This window comes from Gordonia sp. LUNF6 (assembly GCF_047041125.1).
GTDB classification, from domain to species: domain Bacteria; phylum Actinomycetota; class Actinomycetes; order Mycobacteriales; family Mycobacteriaceae; genus Gordonia; species Gordonia sihwensis.
On record NZ_CP178181.1, the window covers coordinates 1,709,181 to 1,735,089 of the forward strand.

At 69.6% G+C, this 25,909-nt stretch carries 22 protein-coding genes; 11 read left to right on the forward strand and 11 right to left on the reverse strand.

Going from position 1 to position 25,909, the window contains the following annotated elements:
• Window positions 1-47: 47 nt before the first annotated feature.
• Window positions 48-1,427 (reverse strand): DUF349 domain-containing protein, encoded by a 1,380-nt coding sequence (locus ACK8HH_RS08015; RefSeq protein ID WP_006896269.1) that lies wholly within the window; start codon window positions 1,425-1,427, stop codon window positions 48-50.
• 214 nt (window positions 1,428-1,641) lie between these two features.
• Between ACK8HH_RS08015 and ACK8HH_RS08020 the strand changes: the two genes are divergently transcribed.
• From ACK8HH_RS08020 to hflX, 4 genes are all read left to right on the forward strand, one after another.
• A complete protein-coding gene (locus ACK8HH_RS08020) occupies window positions 1,642-2,469 on the forward strand; it encodes a hypothetical protein (protein WP_412475671.1) in 828 nt (275 codons plus the stop codon).
• Complete coding sequence (gene miaA, locus ACK8HH_RS08025; protein ID WP_006896271.1) at window positions 2,466-3,374, forward strand: tRNA (adenosine(37)-N6)-dimethylallyltransferase MiaA; 909 nt, start codon at window positions 2,466-2,468, stop codon at window positions 3,372-3,374. The genes ACK8HH_RS08020 and miaA overlap by 4 nt, the downstream gene beginning before the upstream one ends.
• The gene (gene dapF / locus ACK8HH_RS08030; RefSeq protein WP_006896272.1) at window positions 3,374-4,288 is read left to right on the forward strand and encodes a diaminopimelate epimerase; all 915 of its coding nucleotides are present in this window, start codon (window positions 3,374-3,376) and stop codon (window positions 4,286-4,288) included. The genes miaA and dapF overlap by 1 nt, the downstream gene beginning before the upstream one ends.
• Window positions 4,289-4,351: 63 nt before the next feature.
• On the forward strand, window positions 4,352-5,830 hold the full coding sequence (gene hflX / locus ACK8HH_RS08035) for a GTPase HflX (RefSeq protein WP_045540414.1): 1,479 nt from the start codon (window positions 4,352-4,354) through the stop codon (window positions 5,828-5,830).
• Between the two features lie 13 nt (window positions 5,831-5,843).
• Here the strand turns inward: hflX and ACK8HH_RS08040 are convergent, their stop codons facing one another.
• The 4 genes from ACK8HH_RS08040 to ACK8HH_RS08055 all read right to left on the reverse strand — a co-directional run bounded on the left by ACK8HH_RS08040 (window position 5,844) and on the right by ACK8HH_RS08055 (window position 10,030).
• Window positions 5,844-6,101 (reverse strand): HPr family phosphocarrier protein, encoded by a 258-nt coding sequence (locus tag ACK8HH_RS08040; protein WP_006896274.1) that lies wholly within the window; start codon window positions 6,099-6,101, stop codon window positions 5,844-5,846.
• Between the two features lie 56 nt (window positions 6,102-6,157).
• Entirely contained in the window at window positions 6,158-8,221 is a 2,064-nt protein-coding gene (locus ACK8HH_RS08045) for a fructose-specific PTS transporter subunit EIIC (protein ID WP_375002043.1), read from the reverse strand.
• A gap of 94 nt (window positions 8,222-8,315) precedes the next feature.
• Window positions 8,316-9,263 (reverse strand): 1-phosphofructokinase family hexose kinase, encoded by a 948-nt coding sequence (locus ACK8HH_RS08050; RefSeq protein ID WP_045540812.1) that lies wholly within the window; start codon window positions 9,261-9,263, stop codon window positions 8,316-8,318.
• Window positions 9,260-10,030: a DeoR/GlpR family DNA-binding transcription regulator gene (locus tag ACK8HH_RS08055; protein WP_045540810.1), complete on the reverse strand. Its 771-nt coding sequence runs from the start codon at window positions 10,028-10,030 to the stop codon at window positions 9,260-9,262. Before ACK8HH_RS08055 ends, ACK8HH_RS08050 begins: the two co-directional genes overlap by 4 nt.
• A gap of 139 nt (window positions 10,031-10,169) precedes the next feature.
• On the opposite strand from ACK8HH_RS08055, the gene ACK8HH_RS08060 reads away from it, so the two are divergent.
• Window positions 10,170-11,888, forward strand: a complete 1,719-nt coding sequence (locus tag ACK8HH_RS08060) for a putative PEP-binding protein (protein WP_006896279.1) — start codon at window positions 10,170-10,172, stop codon at window positions 11,886-11,888.
• A 26-nt stretch (window positions 11,889-11,914) separates the two neighbouring features.
• Here ACK8HH_RS08060 and lexA read toward each other — a convergent pair whose 3' ends face one another.
• Window positions 11,915-12,574: a transcriptional repressor LexA gene (gene lexA / locus ACK8HH_RS08065; protein ID WP_231650344.1), complete on the reverse strand. Its 660-nt coding sequence runs from the start codon at window positions 12,572-12,574 to the stop codon at window positions 11,915-11,917.
• A 183-nt stretch (window positions 12,575-12,757) separates the two neighbouring features.
• Here lexA and ACK8HH_RS08070 point away from each other — a divergent pair, with 183 nt between their 5' ends.
• Together ACK8HH_RS08070 and nrdR are read left to right on the forward strand one after the other, a co-directional pair.
• On the forward strand, window positions 12,758-13,348 hold the full coding sequence (locus ACK8HH_RS08070; protein ID WP_260868478.1) for a LysM peptidoglycan-binding domain-containing protein: 591 nt from the start codon (window positions 12,758-12,760) through the stop codon (window positions 13,346-13,348).
• Window positions 13,349-13,370: 22 nt separating this feature from the next.
• A complete protein-coding gene (gene nrdR / locus ACK8HH_RS08075) occupies window positions 13,371-13,820 on the forward strand; it encodes a transcriptional regulator NrdR (RefSeq protein ID WP_006896283.1) in 450 nt (149 codons plus the stop codon).
• A 33-nt stretch (window positions 13,821-13,853) separates the two neighbouring features.
• Here nrdR and hrpA read toward each other — a convergent pair whose 3' ends face one another.
• The gene (gene hrpA, locus ACK8HH_RS08080) at window positions 13,854-17,558 is read right to left on the reverse strand and encodes an ATP-dependent RNA helicase HrpA (RefSeq protein ID WP_375002037.1); all 3,705 of its coding nucleotides are present in this window, start codon (window positions 17,556-17,558) and stop codon (window positions 13,854-13,856) included.
• A 36-nt stretch (window positions 17,559-17,594) separates the two neighbouring features.
• On the opposite strand from hrpA, the gene ACK8HH_RS08085 reads away from it, so the two are divergent.
• Both ACK8HH_RS08085 and ACK8HH_RS08090 read left to right on the forward strand, forming a co-directional pair.
• The gene (locus ACK8HH_RS08085) at window positions 17,595-18,056 is read left to right on the forward strand and encodes an SRPBCC family protein (protein ID WP_411815838.1); all 462 of its coding nucleotides are present in this window, start codon (window positions 17,595-17,597) and stop codon (window positions 18,054-18,056) included.
• A 40-nt stretch (window positions 18,057-18,096) separates the two neighbouring features.
• A complete protein-coding gene (locus ACK8HH_RS08090; protein WP_045540064.1) occupies window positions 18,097-19,329 on the forward strand; it encodes an aspartate aminotransferase family protein in 1,233 nt (410 codons plus the stop codon).
• Window positions 19,330-19,609: 280 nt separating this feature from the next.
• Here the strand turns inward: ACK8HH_RS08090 and ACK8HH_RS08095 are convergent, their stop codons facing one another.
• Entirely contained in the window at window positions 19,610-20,149 is a 540-nt protein-coding gene (locus ACK8HH_RS08095) for a carboxymuconolactone decarboxylase family protein (protein ID WP_006896287.1), read from the reverse strand.
• A gap of 55 nt (window positions 20,150-20,204) precedes the next feature.
• Complete coding sequence (locus tag ACK8HH_RS08100; RefSeq protein WP_006896288.1) at window positions 20,205-20,792, reverse strand: peroxiredoxin; 588 nt, start codon at window positions 20,790-20,792, stop codon at window positions 20,205-20,207.
• 138 nt (window positions 20,793-20,930) lie between these two features.
• On the opposite strand from ACK8HH_RS08100, the gene ACK8HH_RS08105 reads away from it, so the two are divergent.
• Window positions 20,931-21,917, forward strand: a complete 987-nt coding sequence (locus ACK8HH_RS08105; RefSeq protein ID WP_039867354.1) for a hydrogen peroxide-inducible genes activator — start codon at window positions 20,931-20,933, stop codon at window positions 21,915-21,917.
• Here the strand turns inward: ACK8HH_RS08105 and ACK8HH_RS08110 are convergent.
• The gene (locus ACK8HH_RS08110; protein ID WP_039867356.1) at window positions 21,901-24,045 is read right to left on the reverse strand and encodes a DEAD/DEAH box helicase; all 2,145 of its coding nucleotides are present in this window, start codon (window positions 24,043-24,045) and stop codon (window positions 21,901-21,903) included. The two genes, ACK8HH_RS08105 and ACK8HH_RS08110, sit on opposite strands and share 17 nt — an antisense overlap.
• Window positions 24,042-25,058, reverse strand: coding sequence for a proteasome assembly chaperone family protein (locus ACK8HH_RS08115; protein ID WP_006896291.1), 1,017 nt, complete (start codon window positions 25,056-25,058; stop codon window positions 24,042-24,044). The genes ACK8HH_RS08110 and ACK8HH_RS08115 overlap by 4 nt, the downstream gene beginning before the upstream one ends.
• A gap of 142 nt (window positions 25,059-25,200) precedes the next feature.
• On the opposite strand from ACK8HH_RS08115, the gene ACK8HH_RS08120 reads away from it, so the two are divergent.
• Window positions 25,201-25,833, forward strand: a complete 633-nt coding sequence (locus tag ACK8HH_RS08120; RefSeq protein WP_062366891.1) for a hypothetical protein — start codon at window positions 25,201-25,203, stop codon at window positions 25,831-25,833.
• Window positions 25,834-25,909 lie beyond the last annotated feature (76 nt).

Genomic DNA, 25,909 nt, shown 5'->3' on the forward strand with positions numbered 1-25,909 from the left:
GCTCGGTGCGAACGCACCGCGCCCGGGCCGTCGGGACCTGGTGGGCGTCAGCGATCGGTGAGCGCCGAGTGGGCCGCGCTGGCCCACTCGCGCCACTGCGCGGCCTGTTGCCGCAGCTCCGCGGCCTCACGGTCGCGTCCCGCGGCGGCGGCCTTCTCGGCCTGCTCGTCGAGCTTGTCGGCGCGCTCGGTGAACTGCGCGGCGCGCGCCTGCGCCTCCGGGTCGGTGCGTGCCCAGTCGGCGTCCTCGGCGTCGCGCAGCCGCTTCTCGAGCGCCCGCGCACGGCTCTCGAGTCTGTGCATCTGTTCGCGCGGGACCTTGCCGATCTCGTCCCACTTCTCGCGGAAGGTACGGAACTCGCGCCGCGCGGTCTCCAGATCGGCCGCCGGATCGATCTTCGCCTCGGCCTCGTCGAGCAGTGCGGTCTTGGCCTTCGCGTTCTCCGCGAATTCGGCGTCACGCTCGGAGTTCACCGCGTTGCGGGCCTGGAAGAAGACATCCTGTGCGGCCTTGAACCGGAGCCAGAGCGCCTCGTCGGTGTCGCGCGGTGCGCGACCGGCGGCCTTCCATTCGGCCAGGAGTTCGCGGAACTTGGCCGCCGTGGGGCCCCAGTCGGTGGAGTCCGACAGCGCCTCGGCTTCGGCGATCAGTTCCTCCTTGCGCGCCTTGGCTCCCGCCCGTTCGCGGTCGAGTTCGGCGAAGTGCGCACCGCGACGCCGGTTGAACGCGTCCCGCGCTTTCGAGTAACGCCGCCACAGCGCATCGTCGGTCTTGCGGTCGATGCCCTTGATCGTCTTCCACTCGTCCAGGATCGCCCGGAGCCGGTCGCCGCCCGCCTTCCACGAGGTGCTCTCGCTCCCGATGTGCTCGGCTTCGGCCGCCAGCGCCTCCTTGCGTTCGATCGCCGAGACACGGGCCGACTCGCGCAGGTCCTTGACCTCCTGCGCCACATCGTCGGCGCCGGAGACGATCACCTCCAGACGGGCCGCCAGGCTGTCGACGTCACCGATGACCTGTGCGTCGGGGAGTTCGGCGAGCAGATGCGCCGCCGACGCCTGAGTCTTCCTGGGGTCGCCGGAACGGGCGGTGAGACGCTCCTCGAGGATCTCCACTTCAGTGGCCAGGTCGGCGAACTTCCGGGAGAAGTGCGCGAGGCCCTCTTCGACGGTCCCGGCCTGCCACGAGCCGATCTGGCGCTCGCCGCTCGCAGTCTTGAGCCACACCGCACCGCTCGAATCGATCCGGCCGAACTCGTTCGGATCACCCACCGGCACCGGATGGACCGGTACCGCCGGGGTCGGGCCGCCGACTGCGGGCCGGGGGACCGGACGCGGCCGAGGGCCAGGCTTCGGTCCCGGCTTCGGGCCGGGCTTGGGGGCCGACGGGCCGTTCGAGGCCGGGTTGCTCGAGTCGGGCGAGTTGATCATGCGTGTACCTCTTGAATCGTCTTCGCCGCGCGTCACGGCTGCCAGATCACTGCGTGGTTCATTCACGTGGTTCATTCACTACGAGGTTCATTCAAGCAGGCACGGCGACGGTTGTGGGCGCGGCCTGCAACATTGCCTCCCACATCGAGGCCGGGACGCCGCCGGTGCCGGGCCCGAACCGATGTTCCGCGCGCGCACCGGTAGCGTCGAGACCGTGCTAGCCCTGGTTGCGATAGTCCCGAGCGCTCCGCTGCTCGTCCCCGAACTGGCCGGTCCGGCCGCCACCGACACCGAACCCGTACGCGCGGCCGTGCGTGCGGTGGCGAAGCGGCTCGGCAGCGCGGCCGATCGGTGGATCGCACTCGGCGCAGCCGATCGCGCCGGCTCCGCCGGTGCCACGGACTACCGCAGCTGCGGCGACTTCGGCGGATACGGTGTGCCGCACCCGGTACGACTCGGCGGTCCGCCGACCGAGGGCGCGCCGCTGCCCCTGTCGATGCTGATCGCGGGGTGGGTCCGCGGTGAGGCCGACGGCGGCGGAGAGCGGATCACGGTGACGCCGTGGGTGGTGGATCCGGAGTGGTCGCCGGACCAGTGCGCGGCAGCCGGACTGGAACTCGCGCGCGCCCTGTCCGACGGCGGCGATCCCGACAGCGACGATCCCGACAGCGGCGATCCCGACAGCGGCGATCCCGACAGCGGCGACCGGGTGGGACTTCTGGTGGTGGCCGACGGCTGCACCGCGTTGTCGCCGGGCGCTCCGGGCGGCGGCGAGCGGCCCTCGGCGATCGCGCTTCAGCGGCGGATCGACGACGCGCTCGCCCGCGCGGACACCGGCGCACTGGCCGCCCTCGACGCGGACGCGTGCGCCGCGGAGGGAGTCGGAGGCAGGGCCGCATGGCAGGTCCTGGCGGCCGCCTGCGGCGGTCCCGCGGCCGATGTCGCTGTGTCTGATGTCGCAGCGGCAGAGGTGTTGTATCGCGATGCCCCGTTCGGGGTCGGTTACACCGTCGCCGTCTGGTCGCCGGGGGCGCCGCGGTGACCCTCGCACCCATCGCCGTCATCGGCCCGACGGCCAGCGGCAAATCAGAACTCGCCCTCGATCTCGCCGAACACTTCGGCGGCGAGATCGTCAACGTCGACGCGATGCAGCAGTACCGCGGGATGGACATCGGCACCGCCAAGCTTCCCGTCGCCGAACGGCGGGGGATACCGCACCACCAGATCGATGTCCTCGACGTCACCGAGACCGCCACCGTCGCCCGCTACAAGTCCGCGGCGACGGCAGACGTCGAAGCGCTTCTCGCTTCGGGCCGGCTGCCGGTCATCGTCGGCGGGTCGATGATGTACATCCAGGGCCTGCTCGACGATTGGGAGTTCCCGTCGACCGATCCCGCGGTGCGGGCGAAGTACGAGGCGCTGCTCACCGAGATCGGGCCGTTGGCTCTCCACCGCAGGCTGGCCGAGGTCGACCCGGCCGCCGCGGCCACCATCCTGGACTCGGACGGCAGGCGCATCGTGCGCGCCCTCGAGGTGGTCGAGATCACCGGGGAGCCGTTCGCGGCGTCGGCGCCGTCGATCGGTGAACCGCGGTGGGGGACCCGCATCCTGACCCTCGACCGAGAGAAGGAGGCCCTCGACGAGCGGATCCGGTTGCGCACCGCGGCGATGTTCGACGCCGGCCTTGTCGACGAGGTGCGAGCACTGTGCGAGAGCGGCCTGCGGGAGGGACGGACGGCCTCGCGGGCGATCGGCTATGCACAGGTCATCGAGTATCTCGACGGCGTCTACGACCTCGATCAGGCGCAGGAGCGTACCTTCTTCGGCACGCGACGGTACGTGCGCCGGCAGCGGTCGTGGTTCCGGCGCGACCCGCGCGCGGTGTGGCTCGACGCCGCCGATCCCGCCCTGCTGGAGAATGCGCTCCGCGCGCTCCGCGTAGCCTGATGGGCGTGAAGAACTCTCCGGCGCTGACCTTCGTCAAAGGGCATGGCACCCAGAACGACTTCGTGATCCTGCCCGATCCTCAGGCACAGATCGAACTGACCGAGGACCTCGTCGTCGCCCTCTGCGACCGCCGGCGGGGACTCGGTGCCGACGGCGTTCTGCGCGTCGCGACCGCCGGATCGCTGGTGGCCGAACAGGTGCTGGAACGGCTACCCGAGGGCGTTTCGGGCGTGGACTGGTTCATGGACTATCGCAACGCCGACGGTTCGATCGCGGAGATGTGCGGCAACGGTGTGCGCGTGTTCGCGCACTACTGCCGGACCGAAGGGCTCGTCGACACCGATGCGTTCACCGTCGGTTCGCGCGCCGGGGCCCGTCCGGTCACCGTGCACTCGGCCGACGACGCCGACGCCGACGTGAGTGTCTCGATGGGACCGGTGGCGCTGCGCGGTCCGAGCGAGGTCCGCATCGCGGGTACGACGCTGACGGGCGAGGCCGTCGACGTCGGCAACCCTCACCTGGCCTGCGTGGTCGACGGCCTGACGCCCGAACGGCTCGCGACACTGGATCTCACCACCGGCGCCGAGCTGGACTCGGCGCTGTTTCCGGACGGGGCGAACGTCGAGATCCTCACCCCGCTGACCCCGGGCGGCCCGACCCCGGCCGACGAGGCCGACTTCCATGCGCACATGCGAGTGTTCGAGCGGGGCGTCGGGGAGACCCGATCGTGCGGTACCGGCCTGGTGGCCGCCGCAGCGGCTGCGCTGTCGGGGGCCGGCAGAGACTCGGGGTCGGTCGCGGTCACAGTGCCGGGCGGCGACGTGCTGGTCACTGTCGGCGACGGCTCGGCCGTCCTGCGCGGCCCGTCTCGGCTGGTGGCCCGCGGCCGGCTCGTCGCGGGCTGGGCCGACTGAGCGGGCACCCGCGGGAAATCCGGATGCGTTCCGGTGCCGGTCGGGGGCACAATGGATGTACATATGACTGAACTGACCAAAGAATCTGCATTGGACGAATCCGCCGACGACCGGTCCGCCGAGGAGGTCCCGGGGCTCTCGGAGCGTGGACGCCCGGGCGAACCCACGGTGGGCGAACTCCAGCTCGACGAGCGTGCCTCGCTGCAACGCGTCGTCGGCCTGTCGACCGAACTCGAGGACGTCACCGAGGTCGAGTACCGCCGCCTCCGGCTGGAGCAGGTCGTCCTCGTGGGCGTCTGGACCACGGGGAGCGTCGCCGCGGCCCGCGCCAGCATGGCCGAACTCGCCGCGCTCGCCGAGACTGCCGGATCGCAGGTGCTCGACGCCCTGATCCAGCGCCGTGGCAAACCTGATCCGGCCACCTATCTCGGCTCCGGCAAGGCCGAGGAACTCCGCGAAGTGGTGGTCGCCAGCGGAGCCGACACCGTGATCTGCGACGGTGAGCTGACTCCCGCCCAGCTGACGGCGCTGGAGAAGGTCGTCAAGGTGAAGGTGATCGACCGCACCGCGCTCATCCTCGACATCTTCGCCCAGCACGCCACCTCGCGTGAGGGCAAGGCGCAGGTGGCGCTGGCGCAGATGGAGTACATGCTTCCCCGGCTGCGCGGCTGGGGCGAGTCGATGTCGCGCCAGGCAGGTGGCCGCGCCGGCAGCAACGGCGGCGTGGGCCTGCGTGGCCCCGGTGAGACGAAGATCGAAACCGACCGCAGGCGGATCCGCGAGCGAATGGCCAAGCTGCGCAAGGAGATTCGCGGGATGAAGACGGCTCGGACGGTGAAGCGCGCGGCGCGCCGCCGGGGCGGTGTACCGGCCCTGACGGTGGTCGGCTACACCAATGCCGGCAAGTCGAGCCTGGTGAACGCGATGACCGGCTCGGGAGTCCTCGTGCAGGACGCACTGTTCGCGACGCTCGATCCGACCACCCGCCGCGCGCAGCTCGCCGACGGGCACGAGGTGGTCTTCACCGACACCGTCGGCTTCGTCCGGCATCTGCCCACCCAGCTGGTCGAGGCGTTCCGGTCGACACTGGAGGAGGCCGTCGACGCCGATCTGCTCGTCCACGTGGTGGACGGGTCAGACCCGTTCCCGGCCAACCAGATCTCGGCCGTCCGCCAGGTGTTGGGGGAGGTGCTCGCCGAAGAGGACCGCCCCGCGCCGCCGGAGATGCTGGTCGTCAACAAGATCGACGCCGTCGACGGCGTGACCATGACGGCGCTGCGGGCCGAGTATCCGGATGCGCAGTTCGTCTCGGCCCGGACCGGTGAGGGGCTCGACGGGCTCTTCGCCGCGATCACCGACTTCCTGCAGCGAGACGATGTGGACGCCGTCCTGCAGGTGCCGTTCGCCCGCGGAGAGGTGATCTCCCGGCTCCACCAGCACGCGCACGTGCTCGACACGGAGCACAACGCCGAAGGCACCCGCCTGCATGTGCGGATGCCTTCTGCGCTCGCGGCCGAGTACAGCGATCTGACCGTCGCCTGACGGTCTCGCCCGGCTACTCGGCGTCGAGATCCTTGGCGACCAGTGCCGCGATCTGATCGACCGCGGCCTGGTCGTCGCTTTCGACGGTGACCGAGGCGCCCTTCTCCGCGCCGAGGGTCATGATCATCAGCGCGCTGCCCGCGTCGACCGGATCACCGCCGGCGGCGAGCGTCACCGGGACGCCGAGAGCGGTGGCCGCGTCGGCGATGATGGCGGCGGGACGAGCGTGCAGACCGACGGCCGATCCGACGGTGACGGTGGTGCTGGGCATGGACGTGCCTTTCTTTCGGTGTGACGGCCCGAGCTGCGTGCTCGGGCCCGGGTGTTTCAGGCGGCCTCGGCGGGGATCGGCGTGCGCTCCCGGCTGGGCTGGTACTGCTTGGCGGCGAGGACGGCGACGGCGGAGACGATCACGCCCGCCACGATAGCGATCAGGAACTTCCACCACGTGCCGTTCATCGCGAAGAGGACGAACACGCCCCCGTGGGGTGCCCGGCACTGGACGCTCAACGCCATCGACAGCGCTCCGGTGACCGCACCGCCCAGCATCATGGACGGGATCACGCGGAACGGATCGGCGGCGGCGAACGGGATCGCGCCCTCGGAGATGAACGACGCGCCCAGCAGCCAGGCGGCCTTGCCGTTCTCGCGCTCCGGTTCGGTGAACGTCGACGGTCGGAGGGTGGTCGCCAGCGCCATCGCCAGCGGCGGAACCATGCCTGCGGCCATCACCGCGGCCATGATCTCCCACTGTGCGACGCCCGCGCCGGCGAGTCCGAGGCCGGCGACGCCGAAGGCGTACGCCGCCTTGTTGACCGGTCCGCCCAGATCGAAGCACATCATCAGGCCGATCACGATGCCGAGGATCACCTTGGAACTGCCGGACATCGAGTTGAGCCAGTCCTCGAGCGAGGTGTTGATCCACGACAGCGGACGGGCCAGCAGAGCGAACATGATGAAGCCGGTGACGAGCGTGCCCACCAGCGGAATGATGACGACCGGTTGCAGTCCGCGCGCCCACTGGGGCAGCGGCAGCCGGGAGAGCCAGAGGGCGACGACGCCGGCCAGCAGACCACCGACGAGACCGCCGATGAAGCCGGCGTTCACGGCGACGGCGATCAGACCCGCGGTGAATCCGGGAGCGAGACCGGGCCGGTCGGCGATCGCGTAGGCGATGTAGCCGGCCAGGACCGCCACCATGAGCCCGATCGCCAGATTGCCGATCGCGAAACTCACTCCGCCGAGATACTGCATGAGCCCGCCCGGCGGCAGATCCCAGAGACTGTAGTGCAGTGCGTAGTACAGTCCGTCCGAGGTGCCCTCCTGCACCGTCGAACTGCCGATCTCGTAGCCGGCCAGCAGGAAGCCGAGCGCCATCAGCAGACCGCCCGCGGCGACGAACGGGATCATGTAGCTGACACCGGTCAGCAGAGCCTGCTTGAGCTGACCTCCGATGCCCACACGGGAGGCCGCGGGCGCCTGCGCGCCGGCGTTCGCATCCCCGGCGACGGTGGCGGCCCGGGGATCTCGCGCCGTGCGGACCGCCTCGGCGATCATCGCATCGGGTTCGTTGATCGCGCGTTTGACGCCGGAGGCGACCACCGGCTTGCCGACGAACCGGTCGCGGCCCTTGACGCCCACATCCGTCGCGAAGACCACCACGTCCGCGGCGGCGATCACATCGGGGGCGAAGGGCGTCGAACCGGTCGACCCCTGGGTCTCCACCGCGAACTCCACGCCGGCGCGTTCGGCGGCGAGCTTGAGGGCGTCGGCGGCCATGTAGGTGTGCGCGATCCCGGTGGGGCACGCGGTGACGGCGACGATCCGAGTGGTCCCGGGCTCGGCCGCTGGGGATTCGGTGGTCGGGGTCTCAGTTGCCGGGGTCTCAGTTGCCGGGGTCGCTGCGGGGGTCGCTGCGGCCGGGGCAGGGGCCGGCTTGCCGTCGACGGCCTCGTTGACCAGATCGACGACGGCGGCGGCGTCGGGCGCCGCGCGCAGGGCGGCGACGAAGTCGGGCCGCACGAGGGCGCGCGCCAGCGAACTGAGCACCTTCATGTGCTCGCCGGCGGCTCCCTCCGGTGCCGCGATCAGGAAGACGATGTCGGCGGGCCCGTCCGGAGCACCGAATTCTGCCTTTCGCGTCAGGCGTGCCATGGCGAGGGTGGCGGTGGTGACGGAGGCGACGCGTGCGTGCGGGATCGCGATGCCTCCGGGAATCCCGGTCGCGGATTTGCGTTCGCGTGCCATAGCGGCCTCGGCGAGCTCGGCCGGGTCGGTGCAGCGGCCGGCGTTTGCGACCAGACCGGCGAGCGCGGCGATGACACTGTCCGCATCAGCGCCGGCGTCACCGTCGAGCAGGACCAGCTCCGGCGTGATGATCTGTTGGGACATGATGGCTCCCTCGGTGATTCTGGGGGTCGGGATTCTGGGGGTCGGGGATTCGGGGACTCGGAGATTCTGGGTGTCGGGGTTCTTCGCGGACGGATCAGGACAGCCGGGAGACGGACACACCCGCTTCGTCGAGCAGATCCGGAGTGGGCGGCGTGGTGCCCGGCAGTGCTGCGGCCGCCGAGCCGTGAGCGACGGCACTGCGCAGGAGCCCGGCCTCGTCGGCACCGCGCAGGTGCGCGATCAGATAACCGGCGAGTGAGGCGTCGCCCGCGCCGACGGTGCTGCGGACCGCGACAGCCGGCGCGGTGGCGAACCATATGCCGTCCGGGGTGGTCAGGAGAGCGCCGGCCGCGCCCAGCGTGGTCAGCACCGTCCCGCCGGTCCGGTCGGCGAGTGTTCGGGAGGCGGCCGCTGCGACGCTGGGATCACCCTGCGCCGCAGACCTCTCCATGCCGGCCGGATCGTCGCCGGTGAGTTCGGCGAGCTCATCGGAGTTCGGCTTCAGCAGTGCCGGACGGGCGGCGGCCACCGCGGCCAGGGGTGCACCGGACGTGTCGACGGCCACCCGACAGTGCAGCGACGCCGTCGCGGCGAGTACCTGCGCGTACCAGTCGTCGGGGAGGCCGGGCGGCAGCGAGCCGCACAGAGCGAGCCAGTCCGCTCCCTCGGCACGGGCCAGGATCGTGGTGCGCAGCGCGGCCGCGGCCTCGGCGGAGACGGCCGTTCCGGCGTCGTTGATCTTGGTGGTGGTGCCGTCCGGTTCGGCGACGGTCAGGTTGGTCCGGACCGTCCCGTCCGCCGACACCGCCTGGTGCGGAAGGGCCACGGCGCGCAGGCTGTCGATGAACGGGTCGTCGGCGCGGGCGGGCAGGACGGCCAGTGTGGGAAGGCCGGCGGCCCGCACCACCCGTGCGACGTTGATTCCCTTGCCGCCCGGTTGGTCGACGACGCGGGCCGCACGGTGCACCTCGCCCCTCCGGAGCGGTCCGGCGAGCTCGATCGTACGGTCGGTGCTCGGATTGGCGGTGACGGTGACGATCATGCGATCACCACCTCGATCTCGTGGGCGCGCAGTTCGTCGGCGAAGGCCGAGTCGATCCCGGCGTCGGTCACGAGGACATCGACGTCCTCCAGGGTTCCGAAGCTCATCAGTTCCTCCCGGTTGATCTTGGACGAGTCGGCGAGGACCACCGTCGTCGTGCAGGCCGCGATCATGGCGCGTTTGGTGGCGGCCTCGTCGGCGTCGGGTGTCGACAGACCGTGCTCGAGCGACAGACCGTTGGTGCCGAGGAAGCCGACCGACGCACGGATGCGCGAGAGTCGCTCGATCGCGTCGGCGCCGACGGAGGCACCGGTCTTGGGCCGGAGTCTGCCGCCGGTCAGCAGCACCCCGGAGCCGGGCAACTCCGCCACCACCTCGGCGATCTGCACGCTGTTGGTGACGCAGGTCAAGCGGGCGTCGGCGGGGATGGACAGAGCCAACTGCAGAGTGGTGGTCCCGGCGTCGATCACGATGGAACCGCCGTCGGCGGGCAGGAATGCCAGCGCAGCGGCACCGATGGCGCTCTTCTCGCCTCGGTGGGTCTCCTCCCGAACCACCAGATCAGGTTCGTCGACCACTGCGGCGACGTCGAGGCGTACGGCTCCGCCGTGGACGCGCACCAGATGGCCGCTGCGAGCGAGAATAGCCAGGTCGCGGCGCACGGTCTCGCCGGTCACGGAGAAGCGCGCGGCGAGATCGGCTACGGAGACGCGGCCGCGCAGGCGGACCTCGTTCGCGATCGCCGACTGGCGTTCCTCCGCGTACATCTGCTCTCCCGACTGTCCGATCTCATGCAACGATGGGGATCGTGCAAAGATGTGGATCTGTGTTGATTTGGTTGGTTACACATCTTTGTTTACATGGGTACGTGTTGACACGTCAAGGACTTTCTGTAATCTTTCTCACATGACCGAGGTGACTTCTCCCGTGCCTGCCGAGAACCCGTTCCGCGCCGACGTCATCGTCTCCGGTACTCCGGTGGTCGGTGGCCTCGCGTACGGACCGATCATCAGACCCGCACCGCGACCCGGCTTCGACGCCATCGACGACTCTCCCGTTCCGGAGGAGCTCCGCGACGCAGAGATGGAGCGTTTCACCGCCGCCGCCGGAGTGGTGGCCGACCGGCTGGCCGACCGGGCCTCCCACAGCACCGGCGTCGCGGCCGAGGTCCTGACTGCCACGGCCGGTCTCGCGCGCGATCGCGGGTGGGCGACGGCCGCGGGCAAGTCGATTGCGCAGGGCGTTCGAGCGCCGCTTGCCGCGATCGCGGCCACCGAGCAGTTCGTGGAGATGTTCACCAAGCTCGGCGGCCTCATGGCTGAACGGGTCACCGATCTGTTGGACGTCCGAGACCGCGTCGTCGCCGAACTCCTCGGGCTCTCGGAGCCGGGCATCCCCGTGCCGGACGTGCCGTCGATTCTGCTCGCCGACGACCTCGCGCCCGCCGACACCGCGGGTCTGGACCCGGCACGCGTCATCGGGCTGGGCATGCGGCTCGGCGGCCCCAGCAGCCACACGGCGATCATTGCTCGCCAACTCGGTATTCCGTGCGTGGTCGCCGCCGCTGAACTCGATGAGATCCCCTCCGGAGCCATGGGCTACGTGGACGGGGACGCGGGAACGGTGGGGGCCGCCCCGGACGCCGGACTCATCTCGGACGCCGTGACGGCCGCGGCGACGCGGGCGGCCGAGACGGCGGCCTGGCGCGGGCCGGGCCGCACGGCGGACGGGCACGCGGTCGCGATCCTGGCCAACGTGGCCGACGGCGTGTCCGCTCGGTCGGCGGCGCAGGCGCCGGTGGAGGGCGTCGGACTGTTCCGAACCGAACTGGCCTTCCTGGACCGCGCGGCCGAGCCCACCGTCGCCCAGCAGGTAGAGCTCTACCGGGAGGTGATCGACGCCTTTCCCGGGCGCAAGGTGGTGATCCGCACCCTCGACGCGGGCTCGGACAAGCCACTGAAGTTCGTCGCCCACTCCGACGAGCCGAATCCGGCGATGGGAGTCCGCGGCAACCGCATCGTGCAGACGTATCCGGACATCCGCAACAACCAGCTCGATGCGCTGGCGGAGGCGGCGCGCGACGACGGCCGTGCGACGCCGTGGGTGATGGCACCGATGATCGCCACGGTCGACGAGGCGCGCGAATTCGCCGCGCGGGTTCGGGAACGCGGTCTGGTGCCGGGGGTGATGATCGAGGTGCCGTCGGCGGCGATCCTCGCCGACGCGATCCTCGCCGAAGTGGACTTCGTCTCGATCGGCACCAACGACCTGACCCAGTACACGATGGCGGCGGACCGGATGTCGCCGGAGCTGGCGGCGCTCACCGACCCGTGGCAGCCGGCGGTACTCGCGCTGATACAGCGGGTCGGGGACGCCGGTCGGGACCAGGGCAAGCCCGTGGGCGTATGCGGCGAGGCGGCTGCCGATCCGTTGCTGGCATGTGTGCTGGTCGGGATGGGTGTGACGTCGTTGTCGTCCGCGCCTGCGGCGTCGGCCGCGGTGGGACTGAAGCTGGGTACCGTCACCATGGATCAGTGCCGCGATGCGGCGTCCGCCGCGATCGCCGCGACGAGTCCGTCACAGGCGCGCGAGGCGGTTCGCGCGGTTCTGGCCGGCGAGGTGTGATGTCCCGCTGAGGCCGGCCGGGCGCCTCAGATACGGCGCATCACCGTGACGACCTTGCCGAGGATGGCGGCGTCGTCGCCGGGGATGGGCTCGAAATGCTCGTTGTGCGGCATGAGCCAGACGTGACCGTCGGTGCGCTTGAAGGTCTTCACGGTGGCTTCGCCGTCGATCATCGCGGCGACGATGTCACCGTTCTCCGCCACGTTCTGCTGGCGCACGACCACCCAGTCGCCGTCGCAGATCGCCGCGTCGATCATCGATTCGCCGACCACGCGAAGCATGAACAGGGAACCGTCGCCGACCAGTTCGCGCGGCATCGGGAAGACCTCCTCCACGGCCTGTTCGGCGAGAATCGGTCCGCCGGCGGCGATCCGGCCGAGCACCGGAACGAAGGTCGGCGTGGGGAGTGACTCTCCGTCGGCCTCGGCACCGCCCGAGGGCGGTGTCCGCTGATCGTCCCGAACGTTCACCGCACGCGGACGGTGCGGATCGCGCTTGAGAAGGCCGCGGCGCTCGAGCGTGCGGAGCTGATGGGCCACCGACGACGTGGAGGTGAGTCCGACGGCCTCGCCGATCTCACGGATGCTCGGCGGGTAGCCGCGCTCGCGGACCGACTGACGGATGACCTCGAGCACCTCGCGCTGACGCTGGGTCAATGAGGCCTCGAGCGTCGCGGTGGAGAGCATCGGATCGGGCGTGTCGGTCACGGTCGGGCCTTTCGTCAGCTGTGTTCGATCGATGGTCCAAAGGCTAGTTGAGTAGGTCACAAAACTCAAACAATTGTTCGACGCGTGTCGGCGTTTGTCGGACCCCTCGTGTTAACTATCGAACAAGAGTTCTTCGAACACGCGATCGATTGGAGACGAGTCATGAGCACGAGGACGGCACCCGCCCCGACCGGACGCGCCACCGCTGTGCGCTCCACTGCTGTGCACTCCACCGCTGTGCACTCCACTGCTGTGCACTCAACCGCGTCGGCGATGACCTGCGACATCCCGGTGGTCCGTGGCTCGCTGGTCCGTGATCGGGGAGTACGCGGAGCGGGGCGAGGCGACTCGAGCGGAACGTGCTTCCCGACCGGCCGCCCCGAGCGGCGTCGCCCGGTCGCGGACCGGCGAGTGATGTTCGATGCGCCGCCGGCCGGCCGGACCGCGCTGTCGCCCTCGGTGTACCGCAGGCGCCGGTGGGCCGGGGCCGCGGTGGTCGGCGGCACCCTCGCCGGCATGGTGTGGCTGCTCGCCCTCGTCGGAGCGGGCTACCAGGATGCGGCGACGCCGGAGTCGCCGGCGGCGACGCACGTGGTGTACGTCCGGTCGGGGGAGTCGCTCACCGCGCTCGCTGAGCGGATCGCTCCGGAGTTGCCGTCCGCGGGCGTCATCGCCCAGCTGCGCGACCTGAACGGCCTCGAGACATCGGGACTGCATGTCGGACAAGCGCTTATCGCCCCGCAGTACGGCTGAGGCGGGCGGGTATTGTCATGGCATGCGCTGCCCGTTCTGCAAGAACGACGACACCCGTGTCGTCGACTCCCGAGTCGCCGACGACGGCCAGGTGATCCGTCGCCGCAGGTCGTGCAATGAATGCGGGCGGCGGTTCAGCACGGTCGAGACGGCTGTGCTGTCCGTGGTGAAGCGCAACGGCATCTCCGAGCCCTTCAGTCGCGAGAAGGTGATGCAGGGCGTGCGCCGCGCCTGCCAGGGCCGTCAGGTGGACGAGGACGCACTGGCGAAGCTTGCGGTGCAGGTGGAGGACACCGTGCGCTCGTCGGGTTCGGCCGAGATACCGAGCAATGAGGTCGGTCTCGCGATCCTCGGTCCGCTGCGCGACCTCGACGAGGTGGCCTATCTGCGGTTCGCCTCGGTCTACCGGTCGTTCGAGTCGGCCGACGACTTCCAGCGCGAGATCGATTCGCTGCGCCGCGACCGTCACTGACACTCACGGCACCGGCGCCACCGGTCCGAGCAGTCAGCTGAACTTGTCGATCGCCTTGATTATCCGCTGCTCGGAGACTGGACCGTTGGTGCCGAGCTGCTGAGCGAACAGGCTCACGCGGAGTTCCTCCAGGCGCCACTGCACCAACTCGTTCAGCGCCTCGTGGCGTGCGGCCGGAAGCTGGGCGAGGCGCCGATTCCAGACCGCCACCACCCTGTCGATGGCGCCCATCGCCTCGTTGTCCCGGCCGGCGGCGGTGTTGAGGGACTCGAGGCGCAGCCGCGCGGCGGTCAGATAGCGCGGCAGCGAGCGCAGATGCTCCAATGCCGTCGCGCCGACGAAGCCGTCGAAGATCAGATCGTTGACCTGATCGGAGACGTCGTCGGCGGCGAGAGTCCCGGACCGGGCGTCGACGGCCCGGCGCACCGGGGAGTATTCGGCGAGCGCCGCGACGGCGGCGTCGAAGTACTCGGGTGCGCGCGACCGGATCACCGGCCCCAGCCGCGCCGAGAGCGCGCCGAAGTCACCGGGACTGCGCAGGGCGGCCAACTCCGGCTCCCGTGCCAGGGTGTCGGTGACCGCCCGTGCCGTGCAGTCGGCCAGCAACGCGTCCACGTCCGGATACGGGCTCTGGCTCAGCGCGAGCTTGGCCGGCGGCGGCAGAGTCGACGCCAGCTTGCGGCTGGGCGGCGCGATCGCGAGTCGCAGGAGTTCTCCGGCGGCGGCGGCGATGCCGGCGTCGCGCTCGGTGGAGGTGGCGGCCTTCGCGATGCGTACGCCCTGTCCCGGCACGGTCGCGAGCGTGGGATAGCGGGTGATCGTCTGTCCCGCAACGGTCGCCGTCTCGGAGTCGGCGAGGGTGCCCAGACCGTCGGCGGTCCATTCGCGGTGCAGGGGCGCACGGCGGTCGCGGTCGGCGTCGGCAGACAGGTCGGTGCGAAGCGCGGCGAGCCGGTCGCCGCGCGCGATGATCGCGCCGTCTGTGCCGGTGACTGCGAAGTGCATCCGCAGATGCGGGGGGAGTGCCGACGGATTGAAATCGCGCGGAGCCAGGGTGACCCCGCTGATCGACGACAGCTCGCGAGCCAGGCCGGTGAGCAGTGGCTCGCTGCGCACCGAGAGTCGGCTGAGAGCGAGTTCGGCGTACCGGGACGCCGGGGACATGGACTTGCGCAGGCCCTTGGGCAACGACTTGATCAGCTGCGTCGCGAGTTCGGCGCGCATCCCGGGTACGAGCCAGTCGAATCCGGTGTCTCGCACATGTGCCAGGAGCGGCTCGGGGATGATCGCGGTCACGCCGTCATTGGGTGCGCCGGGCTCGAAGTGGTAGCGGAGCTCCAGGCGGGTCTCGCCCTGCTGCCAGGCGGCCGGATAGTCGGCGGCCGTGGGGACGTCGTCTCCGAGTAAGTCCTCGGGCCGGAGGTTGAGCAGCGCCGGATCGGTGCGGCCCGCCTTCTTCCACCACGAGTCGAAATGCCGTGTCGACACCACGGTGGACGGTATGCGCGCCGCGTAGAACTCGAAGAGCTCGTCGTCGGAGATGCGCAGGTCCCTACGCCGCGCGCGATGTTCGGTCTCGGACGCGTCGCGGAGCAACTCGGCGTTGTGGGCGAAGAACGCATGACGGTTACGCCAGCGTCCGGCGACCAGTGCCTCCTGGATGAAGATCTCGCGCGAGGTCTTCGGGTCGATCGACCCGTAGTTCACGCGGCGCTGTGCCACCAGGGGAACTCCGTACAGGCTGACCTTCTCGTACGCCATCACTGCGCCGCGGCGGGTGGACCAGTGCGGCTCGGAGTAGGTGCGCGTCACCAGGTCGCCGGCCAACTCCTCGACCCAGGCCGGATCGATCGAGGCCACGGTGTGTGCGAACAGGCGCGAGGTCTCGACGAGTTCGGCGGCCACGACGAAGGCGGGCGGTTTGTTCGCGAGGAAGGATCCGGGGAAGATCGCGAACTTCGTGCCTCGGGTGCCCAGATAGTCGCGTGAGTCGCCTTGCCGCGCACCGATGTTGGTCAGCAGGCCGGAGAGCACGCTGCGATGAACGGCTGCCGGGTCCACCTCGGTGTCCGGGATCTGCCACTTGAGGTCGCTGACGGTGCGCCGCAGCTGCCGGTGCAGATCGATCCATTCGCGGATCCGCAGGAAGTGCAGGAACTCTCGCTCGCACATCTTGCGGAACTGGCTGCTTGAGAGTTCCGCGCGCCTGGCCGTCAGATACTCCCAGAGCTTGAGGTGCCCGAGGAACTCCGACCCCGGCACCGCGTGCCGGCGATGGGCGGCGGTGGCGGCCTCCCGCTTGTCGCTGGGGAACTCCCGAACGTCGGGCAGGGCCAGCGCCGCAGTGATGACGAGCAGGTGATCGAGGCAGCCGTTGTCGTGTCCGGCAACCAGCATCCGGCCCAACCTCGGGTCGACGGGCAGCCGCGCGAGCTGCTTGCCGATCTTGGTCAGCCGCGCGGACGCGGAATCGGTGCCGGTGACCGCTCCCAGTTCGGACAGCTGTGCCATGCCGTCGCGGACCGCTCGCGGGTCGGGCGCCTGCACGAACGGGAAGTCGTTGATGTCGCCCAGCCGCAGCGACAGCATCGACAGGATGACGGCGGCGAGATTGCTCCGCAGGATCTCCGGGTCGGTGTACTCCGGACGAGCGTCGAAATCGTCTTCCGAGTACAGGCGGATGCAGATGCCCGGCGCCACCCGGCCGCAGCGACCCGCGCGCTGACGGGCGCTGGCCTGTGAGACCCGTTCCACGGGAAGACGAGTCACCTTGGTGCGGGTCGAATAGCGGGAGATGCGAGCCGTACCCGCATCGATCACGTACCGGATGCCGGGAACGGTCAATGACGTCTCGGCGACATTCGTGGCCAGCACGATCCGCCGACCGTTGGACGGGGCGAACACCCGTTGCTGCTCACCGACCGACAGCCGGGCGAACAGCGGAACGATCTCGGCCGCGCTGCGTCGGCGGAGGGCATCGGCCGTGTCCCGGATGTCGCGCTCGGTCGGCAGGAACACCAGGATGTCGCCCGGGGCGTGCGACCACAGCTCGCCGACCGCCGCGTCGATCGCCGCGATCTGATCGAGGTCGTCGTGGTCGGAGTCGTCGCTCTCGCGCGGCCGATACCGAATCTCGACCGGGTACGTCCGCCCCGAGACCTCCAAGATCGGCACCGTGTCCGCGGTGGTGGCGAAATGCCGGGCGAAGCGGTCGGGCTCGATGGTCGCCGAGGTGATGATGAGCTTGAGATCCGGTCTGGTCGGCAGCAACTGCTTGAGATAGCCGAGCAGGAAGTCGATGTTGAGGCTGCGCTCGTGCGCCTCGTCGATGATGATCGTGTCGTAACCGGACAGCCGCGGATCCCGGCCGATCTCGCGCAGCAGGATGCCGTCGGTCATCACCTTGATGCGGGTGTCCTTGCCGACCTTGTCGGAGAAGCGCACCTGATACCCGACGGTCCCGCCGATCTCGGTGCCCAACTCGTCGGCGATCCGCCGGGCCACCGACGTCGCCGCGATCCGCCGAGGCTGCGTATGACCGATCGAGGTGCGGCCGAGTTCGAGGCAGATCTTCGGCAACTGGGTCGTCTTGCCCGAACCGGTCTCGCCCGCGATCACGACCACCTGGTGTGCGGAGACCGCCTCGGCGATCTCGTCGCGGCAGGCGCTGACCGGGAGTTCCGGCGGATAGGAGATCGTCAGGGCGGACAGGTCCGGAGACGGGATCGCGGAAGGCATGATGACATCGATTCTACGGTGGGCCACAATGCGGTGATGACACCCGGAACAGAGTCCTCCGCACGCGTCGTCTCCGCCGAGCGGATCGTCGCCGCACCGCGCAGCCGGATCTTCGAGCTCATCGCGGACCCCGCCCGTCAGCCCGAGTGGGACGGCAACGACAACCTCACCGCGGCCGAGCCAGGCCGGCGGGTGCGCCGCGTCGGCGACGTCTTCACCATGCGGCTCACCAAACCCGGTGCGGTGCGCGAGAATCACGTCGTCGAATTCGACGAGGGACGTCTCATCGCGTGGCTGCCGTCGGAGGTGGGGAAGAATCCGCCCGGCCACCTCTGGCGTTGGGAACTCTTCGAGCACGCCGACGGCACCCGTGTGGTGCACACGTACGACTGGACGGAACTGCACGACCCCAAGCGCGAAGCCCGCGCCAGGGCGACGACGAGCGAACGGCTGGCGTCGTCGATCGACCGTCTCGCCCGGCTCGCGGAGTCCGGCTGAGAGGTAAGCGCAACCCGGGGTGAAGTGCGATATTCAAGGCATGGGTTCTCTCTGGCACGGCTTTGCAGACATGGGTGCGGTGACCGCGGACGGACCGTTCATCGTGACGCGCGGACGCGGGACGCGTGTCTACGACGACAGCGGCAGGGAATACATCGACGCCACCGCGGGTCTGTGGTTCGCCAACATCGGTCACGGTCGCACCGAGGTGGCCGACGCGGTGGCGCGGCAGCTGTCGACGCTCGCGCACTACTCGAACTTCGGCGACGTGGCGTCGGAGATCACCGTCGAACTCGCCGAGCGCATCGCCGCGATCGCGCCGGTACCGGGTTCGAAGGTGCTGTTCACCTCTGGCGGCAGTGATTCGGTCGAGTCGGCGGTCAAACTGGCGCGCCGGTACTGGGTCGAGCAGGGCGCGCCCGACAAGACGATCGTCGTCGGACGCAGCCGGGCGTATCACGGGATGCACGTCGCGGGCACTTCGCTCGCGGGCATAGACGCCAACGGCGAGGGCTACGGCGAGTTGATGTCCGACACCGAGACCGTCGCGTGGGATGACGCGAAGAGTCTCCTGGGGCTGATCGAGCGGATCGGAGCCGAGCGCATCGCGGCCTTCATCGCCGAGCCGATCCTGGGCGCGGGCGGAGTGTATCCGCCGCCGGAGGGCTACCTGCGCGAAGTCCGCGAGATCTGCCGCGACCACGACGTGCTGTTCATCGCCGACGAGGTGGTCACCGGGTTCGGCCGTATCGGGGCCCGGGAGTGGTTCGCCTCCTCCCGATTCGGTCTCGATCCCGACATGATGACCACGGCCAAGGGACTCACCAGCGGGTATGTGCCGATGGGCGCATTGGTGGTCGCGCCGCGGGTGGCGGCGCCGTTCTTCGCCGGCGGCACGTGGTGGCGCCACGGATACACCTACGGCGGCCACGCCGCAGCGGCAGCGGCCGCACTGGTGAACCTCGACATCATCGAGCGCGAGGGACTGCTCGAGACGGCGAGCCGTCTCGAGTCCGACCTCGCCGCGGCGTTCGCGCCGCTCGCGGAGCTGTCTCAGGTCGGCGAGGTCCGCACCGGTCTGGGAGCGGTGACGGCGGTACAGCTCGCCGACCCGTCGAAGGGAGCGGCCGCCGTGACGAAGCTGCGCGAGCACGGTGTCAGCGGCCGGGTGGCCGGTCAGGGCGCACTGCAGATCTCGCCGGCGTTCATCATGACCGCGGACGAGGTGGGGGAGCTCGCCGATCGGGTGGCGAAAGCCGTGCGGGAGCTGTAGCCACCGATATCGACGGCCACCACATCGATACCCCGAAGCCTCCCCGGAAAACCCGTTGCGGCCGCTCCGGGCATCGGCGTAGCGTTCTGCTCGTCAACAGGGAAGGAGGTGGTCCGAGAAATGGTGAATTTCAGGACTGAGGAGGTGGCCGCCGCCTGACCGACTGACTGACGTCAGACGGCGGTTGCCCACCTGAAATGACGGCAGGCCCCGAGCACGTGAAGTTCACGCGCTCGGGGCCTGCCCGCATGTGGCCCGCAGTGGTGCGGGCGGCAGTCCGTCAGACTCCCGCGGCGGCGAGTGCCTCGGCGGAGGTGATCGCCTGGCCGACGCCGGCCACGATCGACGCGGCCTTGAGGGCCTCGAACACGACCTCGCGGTCCTGCCCGCCCTCACGGACGACGTTCTCGTGCGCGCCGACGCAGTGCTCGCAGCCGTTGATCGCCGACACCGCCAGCGACCAGAGCTCGAAGTTCACCTTGTCCACGCCCGGGTTGCCGATGATGTTCATCCGCAGACCGGGACGCAGGTCGTCGTACTTGCCGTCGAGGAAGCCGCGGCCGCGGTAGAACACGTTGTTCATGCCCATGATCGAGGCGGCGCCGAGGGCGGCGTTGTACGCCTCCGCCGACAGGTTGTCGGCGGCTTCGTCGGCGATCTCACGCAGCACGGTGGCGTTGCGGGTCGCCGCGGCGGTGGCCAGCAGCGTGCCCCACAGCTGCTCCTCGTTCAGCACCGTGGTGCGGCTGATCGAGGAGAGGTTCAGCTTGAGATCCTTGGCGTACTCGGGGAGTGCGTTCTTCAGGTTGTCGATGCTCATATCGCTCGATCCCTTCGAGTGTGAGGTGGCGTGGGAGATCCGGGAACGGCCGGAATCAGACGCCCGCGCTCATGAGCTCGCCCGCGTTGATGGTCGGGTCGCCCTTGCGCCAGTTGCAGGCGCACAGCTCGTCGGACTGCAGGGCGTCGAGCACGCGCAGGACCTCGTCGACGTTGCGGCCGACCGAGCCCGCGGTGACCGACACGAACTGGATCTCGTTGTTCGGGTCGATGATGAAGGTGGCGCGATCGGCGACGCCGTCGGCGTTGAGGACGCCGGTGGCCTCGACCAGCTCGCGCTTGAGGTCCGAGAGCATCGGGAAGGGGAGGGTCTTGAGGTCCTCGTGCTGGGCGCGCCACTGGAAGTGGACGAACTCCGAGTCGATCGAGGCGCCGAGCACCTGGGTGTCGCGGTCGGCGAACTCGTCGTTCAGCTTGCCGAAGGCGGCGATCTCGGTGGGGCAGACGAAGGTGAAGTCCTTCGGCCAGAAGAAGACGACGCGCCACTTGCCCGCGTGGTCGTCGCTGGTGACCGTGGTGAAGTAGTCGTCCGGCTGCTGCGCGTCGACCTTCGAGAGGTCGCCGCCGATGACGGCGGTGAGGTTGTAGGCCGGGAACTGGTCGCCGATGGTGAGCAGAGCCATGTGTGTACTCCTTCAATTCGGATTCATGTTGCGGGAGAGAAGATTCCGGCGGAGAAACGGTCGGTTTCCCGCCTGGAGTCCATTCTGCCCGAAACCCAGTGAAAAGCAAATGCGATAGTAGTCACTATATTGATAGGCATGACCGATCAAAGTTATCAGCCGCCCATCACCGCACTGAGGGCGTTCGTGTCCGTGGCGAAGCACTTGCACTTCGGCTCCGCCGCAGCCGAACTCGGGGTCAGTCAGCCCTCGCTGTCACAGGCGCTGGCCGGACTGGAGGCGGGGCTCGGACTCCGGCTCGTCGAACGGACCACCCGGCGGGTGATGCTGACGGCGGAGGGCCGCCGGCTGCTCGGGTCGGCGATCGCGGTGTGCGACGCGGTCGACGACTTCCTGCTCGATGCCGCCGGCGACCTCGACCCGCTGTCGGGGACTCTCCGGTTGGGATTGATCCCGACGATCGCGCCCTACATCCTGCCCCGAGTGCTGCACGGGCTCGCCGAGCGCCGACCGGCGCTCGATCTGCTGGTGGTGGAGGATCAGACCGACCGTCTGCTCGGACAATTGCGCGACGGAGCCCTCGATGCGGCGGTCCTCGCCCTGCCCGCCGGCGCACCGGGGATCGGCGAGATCCCGATGTACGCCGAGGACTTCGTCCTCGCGCTGCCGCAAGGACATCCGCTCGCCGGACGGAAGCGGCTGTCGCCGAAGATGCTGGAGGATCTTCCGCTGCTGCTGCTCGACGAAGGACACTGCCTGCGCGACCAGGCTCTCGAGGTGTGTCAGCTCGCCGGCGTCTCACCCGATCTGCGTCAGACGCGGGCCGCGTCGCTCACGACCGCCGTGCAGTGTGTCGAAGGCGGTCTGGGAGTGACGCTGATCCCGCAGACCGCGGTGGCCGTCGAGACCGCGGCGGGTGGACTCGCCACGGCCGAGTTCGCGCGTCCGCGGCCCGGCCGCACGATCGGCCTCGTGTACCGGGAGTCGTCGGGCCGGGGCGAGGCCTACCGCGCGCTGGCCGCCGACATCGCCGAACTGGTGGCCGACGGAGGCGCGGTGACCCCGGCGGGCACGCGGTCCGGCGGCACCGACGGCACCGCCGTCGACCTCACACCTGAGCGGTGAGCTGCTCCCACTCGTCGATGAGGCTGGAGTCGACGTCGCGGATCAGATCGCCGAGTTCGTCGGTGATGTCCTCGATCTCGTCGGTGACCGCCGACATCGGCAACCCGCTGTTCAGTGCGCGGTAGCAGTCGGTCAGGTACCGCAGGACGACGCCCTCGCTGCGCGCGAGCCCGAGGTCGGAGATGAGCTCGGTGAAGGTCATCGACCGCTCCCGCATGTACCGCAGGACGGATTTGGGCGACGGGGGAGTGTTCGCCAGCCAGGGATGGCCCCGGCGATAGGTCTCGTATGCGAAACCGATCTCCTCGGCGAGCGGCTGCGGCCACGTGATCTGCTCGAGTCGCTCCATGCGCTCCTCGTACTCGATCCCGTCGGCCTTCATCTCGGCGACGGCGGCGTCGCGCGCCTGCTTGCGCTGCGCGACGAGCACGGGGCGCGGATCGTCGAGGGTGCATTCGAGTATCGAGATCACATCGAGCGCGTAGGTGTCCGAATCGGTGTCGAGGAGTTCGAACGCGGCGACCGCGAACGCCGAGAGCGGATTGGTGAGGGCGAAGTTCTCCGGCAGGTCGATGGAGAGTTCCACGTGCTTCCCGTCCGCCGCGGGCCGGTCGAGCTTCGTCACGATCCCGGTCTCGCACAGGTCGCGGTACAGCGCGATGGTGTGCTTGATGTGGCGCAGTTGCCGCGAGCGCGGTTCGTGGTTGGTCTCGAGCAGATGCCGCAGCGCCGCGAAGCAGTCGCCGGGCCGTTCGAGCACTTCCATCAGCATCGCGGTGGTCATCCGGAAATGCGACTTCAACTCTTCGTCGGGAGCGTCGATCAGCGTTTCGAAGGTCTTCTCGCCCCAGCTGACGAACCCCTCGGGGGCTTTGCGGCGCACCACCTTCCGCAGCTTCTTGGGGTCGTCGCCCGCCTTCGCCACGGCGCGCGCGTTCTCGACGTCGTGTTCGGGTGCCTGGGCCACCACGTAGCCGACGGTGTCGAAACCCGCCCGGCCGGCACGGCCGGCGATCTGGTGGAACTCCCGCGCTCGCAGCCGGCGCACCCGGTGGCCGTCGTACTTGGTCAGGCCCGCGAACAGCACGGTGCGGATCGGTACGTTGATGCCCACGCCGAGGGTGTCGGTTCCGGCGACCACCTTCAGCAGGCCGGCCTGCGCCAGCCGTTCGACGAGCCGCCGGTAGCGGGGGAGCATGCCCGCGTGATGCACGCCGATGCCCGACCGCAGGAGTTTCGACAGGGTGCCACCGAAGCCGGTCTGGAACCGGAAGTCGCCGATCGCCTCGGCGATGGCCGCCTTCTCCTCCTTGTCACAGATCTTCACCGACAGCAGCGCCTGGGCGCGTTCGACGGCCTGCTGCTGCGTGAAATGAACCACGTAGACCGGCGCCCGGCCGGCGTCGATCAGCTCGGCGATCGTCTCGTGGATCGGGGTGATCGCGTATCGGTACTGCAGTGGCACGGGCCGCTGCGCACCGGTCACCGGCACGGTGGTGCGGCCGGTGCGGCGAGTGAGGTCGTCGACGAAGAAGTCCATGCTGCCCAGCGTCGCCGACATCAGCAGGAACTGCGGCTGCCGGTCGACAGCGGTCTCGGGCGACGGATCCGGCAGTTCGATCAGGGGGACCTGCCAGGCCCAGCCGCGGTCGGACTCGCCGTAATAGTGGAATTCGTCGGCCACCAGGACGCCGACGTCGGATCCGGCGCCGTCGCGCAGGGCGATGTTGGCGACGATCTCGGCGGTCGCGCACACGATCGGCGCGTCGGCGTTGACCGACGCGTCGCCGGTGAGCAGACCGACATTGGCGGCACCGAACTGATCGCACAGATCGAAGAACTTCTCGCTGACCAGGGCTTTGATCGGCGCTGTGTAATACGCGCGCCGCCCCCGGCAGAGCGCGAAATAGATGGCGCCGGAGGCGACGAGCGACTTGCCCGATCCGGTCGGCGTCGCCAGGATCACGTTGCTGCCCGAGACGAGCTCGAGGAGCGCCTCCTCCTGATGCGGGTACAGGTCGAGCCCGCGAGACGCCCACCACGTCGTGAACCTCTCGAATGCGAGATCTTCGTCAGTGGTGGGCGTCAGCGGAACGGTGTCGCTCGGTTCCGTGGCCGGCGTCGTCAGCTCGGATCACGTCCTTGTGTGTCGTCGGGTCCGGTGTCGCTCTCGTCGTCCGGCTCCGGGAAGGCGCCGTCGCCGAGTCCGTCGAACTCCGCGGCGTGTTCGGCCAGGAACCGCTCGAACTCCGCACCCAGTTCGTCGCCCGAGGGGACGTCCTGGTCGGCGGCCAGCAGCGAGGCCTGCTCGTTCTTCGCGCGCATGTAGGCGTCGTACTGGTTCTCCAGCGACGTGACGACGGCCGCGACCTCCGCATTGGAGGCCACCTCGCCGTCGATCTGCTCGCGCATCTGCTCCGCGGCGTTCTCGAGCGCCGCGACCGGCAGATCGAGACCGGCGACCTTTCCGATCGCCTGGATCAGTGCGGCGGACGCGCCGGGATAGTTGGCCTGCGCCAGGTAGTGCGGAACGTGCGCGGACAGGCCCGCGGTGCGGTAGCCGGCCTGGCCGAGCCGCAGTTCGAGGAGCATCGACGCGCTGGCGGGCAGCTTCATCGGGTTGCCCCAGCGGTTCAGGTCGCCGAGAGCGTCCGAATCGTTGCCGTGCGCGGTGATCGAGGCAGGCCGCGTGTGCGGAACCGCCATCGGGATCGAGTTCAGACCGACCACCTGCGAGACGCCGAACCGCTCGGCGAGTGCGGTGATCGCGGTGGTGAACTGCTCCCAGCGCAGGTCGGGCTCGGGTCCGTCCAACAGCAGGAACGGAACCCCGGCGTTGTCGCGCACCGCGTGGACGGTGAGCTTGTGCATGTCGATCCCGTCGAACTCCACACCGCTGAAGGAGATCATCGGCCGCCGCGACCGGTAGTCGATCAACTCGTCGGTGTTGAACGTCGCGACCAGTTCGGAGTCGAGGGCCTCGCGCAGGTGCGTCGCGGCCAGCGCGACGGCGTGTCCGGCGTCGGCGTAGCCCTCGAGGGCGTGGATCAGCACCGGTCCGTCGCCGTCGGCGCCGTACACGGCGGGAGCCGGGAACTCGAGATCGTAGAGCTTGCGGGGGTCGTCCTGCCGCTCGTCCATGGTCTCTCCCTTCGAATGGAACATCTCATTGTCCCGTACGGGACTCATCGCGTTCAACACGGCTCCGCGGCGGGTCATTCCCGTGTCGCGGCCGCGCGGATGGCACAGTGGTGGTGTGCGACTTGTTGCTGGAGTGAAGTCTGTGGCTGCCTTGTTGATGGTGGCCGGGGCGGCGTCGGCGTGCGCCGTGACGGGAGAGGCAGTCCCGTCACTGGACCTCTCGTCGAAGTCGGTACCGAGTTCGGCGTTCCCCTACGGCCCCGGGCAGCCGGTCCCGTCCGCCCAGGTCCCGGGCATCCTGGCGGACATCACGTTCCGTCCGCTCCGCGGTGAGAACACCCCGGCCGACTGCACTCCGGCGCCGGTGGATGCGCCGACGGCGAGGGTGCTCGTGGGGCCGGGAGGGCCCGCGCAGGGGACGCTGACCACGATGGTGGTGCGCGCCACCGACAGCTTCGACGACTTCGTTGCGCGGGTCCGCCGGTGCGGGGAGTTCGCTCTCGGCGGAACGGTCGGCACGTCGGTGGCGACCGAGGTCACTCCCGTCGACGGCGGTGTTCCCGGAGTCCGGCTCGAGCGCCGCATCCGAATGGGACCGGCCGATCAGCCCGCGCCGCCGCCGACGAGTTCGGTGACCGAGTTCGTGGCGCAGCAGGGGGACATCCGCGTCTACGTGCAGAATCGGCGTCCGGGCGGCGACGATCTCGGCGCCGAGGAACTGGGCGCCACTCGCACGCTGTTCGACGCCGCACGGACACGCGCGTTCGGCGGCTGACGCACCACCGACGGGCATACGCCCAGGTCGATCTGTGCATCGACGCCTTGTCGGTCAACATCGGCCGGCGGGGTCT

What these genes read in the sequence shown, in the direction of transcription:
- ACK8HH_RS08015 (WP_006896269.1), bottom strand. Translation starts at nt 1,427, where the DNA reads ATGATCAACTCGCCCGACTCGAGCAACCCGGCCTCGAACGGCCCGTCG.
- dapF (WP_006896272.1), top strand. Translation starts at nt 3,374, where the DNA reads ATGGGCGTGAAGAACTCTCCGGCGCTGACCTTCGTCAAAGGGCATGGC.
- hflX (WP_045540414.1), top strand. Translation starts at nt 4,352, where the DNA reads ATGACTGAACTGACCAAAGAATCTGCATTGGACGAATCCGCCGACGAC.
- ACK8HH_RS08040 (WP_006896274.1), bottom strand. Translation starts at nt 6,101, where the DNA reads ATGCCCAGCACCACCGTCACCGTCGGATCGGCCGTCGGTCTGCACGCT.
- ACK8HH_RS08045 (WP_375002043.1), bottom strand. Translation starts at nt 8,221, where the DNA reads ATGTCCCAACAGATCATCACGCCGGAGCTGGTCCTGCTCGACGGTGAC.
- ACK8HH_RS08050 (WP_045540812.1), bottom strand. Translation starts at nt 9,263, where the DNA reads ATGATCGTCACCGTCACCGCCAATCCGAGCACCGACCGTACGATCGAG.
- ACK8HH_RS08055 (WP_045540810.1), bottom strand. Translation starts at nt 10,030, where the DNA reads ATGTACGCGGAGGAACGCCAGTCGGCGATCGCGAACGAGGTCCGCCTG.
- ACK8HH_RS08060 (WP_006896279.1), top strand. Translation starts at nt 10,170, where the DNA reads ATGACCGAGGTGACTTCTCCCGTGCCTGCCGAGAACCCGTTCCGCGCC.
- lexA (WP_231650344.1), bottom strand. Translation starts at nt 12,574, where the DNA reads ATGCTCTCCACCGCGACGCTCGAGGCCTCATTGACCCAGCGTCAGCGC.
- ACK8HH_RS08070 (WP_260868478.1), top strand. Translation starts at nt 12,758, where the DNA reads ATGAGCACGAGGACGGCACCCGCCCCGACCGGACGCGCCACCGCTGTG.
- nrdR (WP_006896283.1), top strand. Translation starts at nt 13,371, where the DNA reads ATGCGCTGCCCGTTCTGCAAGAACGACGACACCCGTGTCGTCGACTCC.
- hrpA (WP_375002037.1), bottom strand. Translation starts at nt 17,558, where the DNA reads ATGCCTTCCGCGATCCCGTCTCCGGACCTGTCCGCCCTGACGATCTCC.
- ACK8HH_RS08085 (WP_411815838.1), top strand. Translation starts at nt 17,595, where the DNA reads ATGACACCCGGAACAGAGTCCTCCGCACGCGTCGTCTCCGCCGAGCGG.
- ACK8HH_RS08090 (WP_045540064.1), top strand. Translation starts at nt 18,097, where the DNA reads ATGGGTTCTCTCTGGCACGGCTTTGCAGACATGGGTGCGGTGACCGCG.
- ACK8HH_RS08095 (WP_006896287.1), bottom strand. Translation starts at nt 20,149, where the DNA reads ATGAGCATCGACAACCTGAAGAACGCACTCCCCGAGTACGCCAAGGAT.
- ACK8HH_RS08100 (WP_006896288.1), bottom strand. Translation starts at nt 20,792, where the DNA reads ATGGCTCTGCTCACCATCGGCGACCAGTTCCCGGCCTACAACCTCACC.
- ACK8HH_RS08105 (WP_039867354.1), top strand. Translation starts at nt 20,931, where the DNA reads ATGACCGATCAAAGTTATCAGCCGCCCATCACCGCACTGAGGGCGTTC.
- ACK8HH_RS08115 (WP_006896291.1), bottom strand. Translation starts at nt 25,058, where the DNA reads ATGGACGAGCGGCAGGACGACCCCCGCAAGCTCTACGATCTCGAGTTC.